2 protein-coding genes are annotated in these 2,792 nt (G+C 61.3%); both read left to right on the forward strand.

The features are described from left to right. Window positions 1-834 (forward strand): HlyD family type I secretion periplasmic adaptor subunit (locus EOA29_RS31665; RefSeq protein ID WP_127222102.1); only part of this gene is annotated, 834 nt, incomplete at its 5' end. Between the two features lie 88 nt (window positions 835-922). Next, on the forward strand, window positions 923-2,792 hold a 1,870-nt coding region (locus EOA29_RS31670), incomplete at its 3' end, for an SdrD B-like domain-containing protein (protein ID WP_210213192.1).

Consider the following 2,792-nt stretch of genomic DNA (forward strand, 5'->3'; position numbering starts at 1 on the left):
CAGAAGGGCCAGCTCGGCGAACGCATCGTCCAGCTCGAGAAGGAGATCGCCGGCGACACCGCGCAGATGGAAGCCAAGAGCAAGGAGATCGAACTCGTGCAAAAGGAGCTCGCTTCCGTGCGCGTGCTCTGGGGCAAGAAGCTCATCTCCATCGATCGCCTGACCTCGACCGAGCGCGAGGCGACGCGCCTGGATGGCGAGCGCGGCCAGCTCGTCGCCGCGCTGGCGCAGGCGCAGGGGCGCATCGCCGAGATCAAGCTGCAGATCATCCAGATCGACCTCGACCTCAGCACGGAAGTCAACCGCGACCTGCGCGACATCGACGGCAAGACGGGCGAACTCTTCGAGCGCAAGGTCGCCGCGGAGGATCAGTTGAAGCGGGTCGACATTCGCGCGCCGCAGGACGGCGTCGTGCAGCAGTCGCTCGCCTACACCATCGGCGGCGTGATCCAGCCCGGCCAGACGATCATGCAGGTCGTGCCGGACAATGACAGCCTTGCGGTGGAGGCCAAGATCGCGCCCAGCGATATCGACCAGCTATGGGGCGGCCAGTCGGCATCGCTGCGTTTTTCCGCATTCAACCAGCGCACGACACCGCAGATCGAAGGCGTGGTGGAGAGAATCTCGCCCGACATTACCACCGATCAGCGCACCGGCGTCAGCTATTACACCGTGCGCATCAAGACGACCGCCGCCGAGGTCGCGCGCCTCGGCGAGGTCAAGCTGGTACCCGGCATGCCGGTGGAATCCTTCATCAAGACCGGAGACCGTTCGGTGATGTCCTACCTGGTGAAGCCGTTGCAGGACCAGATCACCCGAGCCTTTAGAGAGTAAGCCCGCCCAGGCGGGAAAATGAAAACAGAAGCCACGAAAGAACAGCAGCCACGATAAGTAACCGAATCCGAAAGCTAGGGGAAATGTTATGGCGTCTAGCGATATCAGCGACAATCTGACCAACGATCCGCTCGCAACACCCGATTCCACCGTGACCGGAAGCACCGATCCGACTTCCTCCGACGCCGTGCCGCCGCTTGCGGTCGCGGTCGACCAGGCCGATGCGGACTACGCGCCCGGCGAGACGGTGGGGATCACGGCCACCGACGTCGAGGATGGCGGCTCGCTCACGTTTTTGGTTGCCCACCACAGCGCGGGCGCCGACGGGATCCTCGGCACCGCGGATGATGTGCTCACCTACGATCTCACCGCAACCGGTACGCCCTGGGTCGTCACCGATGGCGGCGCCGGTGATCTGGATGGCGTCGTCAACGGCACGATCCAGACCTCGTGGTACGTCAATGCCGACGCGGCAAACCAGGCATTCACGCTCACGGCGACAGACCAGGCAGACGGCCGGGTCGCGACCGTAAACTTCACCGATGCGGTGAACGCGCCTACCTACGATCTGACCTTCAAAACCACCGTAACCATCAACGGCGCCCTCTTTTCGTCCTCGGATGTCGTGACCGGCGCAGGAACAGGTTTGCTTGATCCTTTCGTCCGAATTTCGGCTTCAGGTAACAACACGTCGGAGCAGGGGTATAATACCGACTTTAACGCTTTTATTCTTGATAATACCTCCAAGGGCGGTAGTCAGTACGTTCATTCAGTGAACATTGCCGACATTCCGATTCAATTCATAAATGGCGTCGGCTACTATCGATTTGATCTCGACATCAACGAGTCCAACGTCGCCACGTCCCAAAACCTTTCCCTGGATTCGCTCCAGATCTGGCAGGCCTCTGCAGGCGATTTGCATGATTACGCACCCGGAGCGACCCCGAGCCAGGGCACCGGCGCCTTCCCGGCGGGGGATAACGCTTCGCTGATCTACAATCTGGATGCCGGCGGCGACAAGTTCGTCGGGCTGAACGGCGAGCTTCAGCCGGGCAGTGGCAACACCACCGATATGTCGTTGCTGGTTCCCATCAGCAATTTCGATCCGACCAAGCCCTATATCTATCTCTATTCCGGGTTCGGCTACCAGACCGGTACTTATCAAGGACCTGGGGAAACAGCACAGAGCACCTGGACGGCCGATTCCGGCTTCGAGGAATGGAACCGGCAGATCGGCCAGGTGATCGACGGCCACAAATTCAACGACCTGAACGCCGACCACGTCTGGCAGGCCGGTGAGCCGGCTCTCAGCGGCTGGACGATCTATCTCGACATCAACGGCAACAACTCCTTGGATCTGGGCGAGCCGTCTACGGTCACCGACGCAAACGGGTACTATCACTTCACTGTCACGCCCGGCACCTACACGATCCGAGAGGTGCAGCAGGCAGGATGGTCGCAGGATGCGCCGAATAACGCGCAGGGCGAGTACACCGTCACCTTGGCGGCGGGCGAGGAGAGCCACAACAACGACTTCGGCAATTTCCAGCTCGGCTCGATCTCGGGCCACAAGTATGAGGATGCCGACGGCAGCCTGGCGACGACCGGCGACGAAACCGCGGTGAGCGGATGGACGATCACGCTCTACAATGACGCCAACCACAACAACACCGCCGATGCTGGCGAGCAGGTGGCGCAGACGACCACGGACGGCAGCGGCTTCTACCAGTTCACCGGGCTGTTGCCCGGCGACTACCTGATCAAGGAAGAGAGCCAGTCAGGCTGGACGAATGTCAGCCCGGTGCAGATCGACCAGAACAACCTCACCTCCGGCCAGAACCTGACCAACCAGGACTTCGTCAACTTCGAGAAGTTCTCGATCTCCGGCACCAAGTACGAGGACCTGACCGGCGACGGCAAGAGCGGGGACGACACCGCCTGGTCGCATGATCCGGTGA

The sequence above is a fragment of the Mesorhizobium sp. M1E.F.Ca.ET.063.01.1.1 genome (assembly GCF_003998155.1).
Lineage (GTDB): Bacteria > Pseudomonadota > Alphaproteobacteria > Rhizobiales > Rhizobiaceae > Mesorhizobium.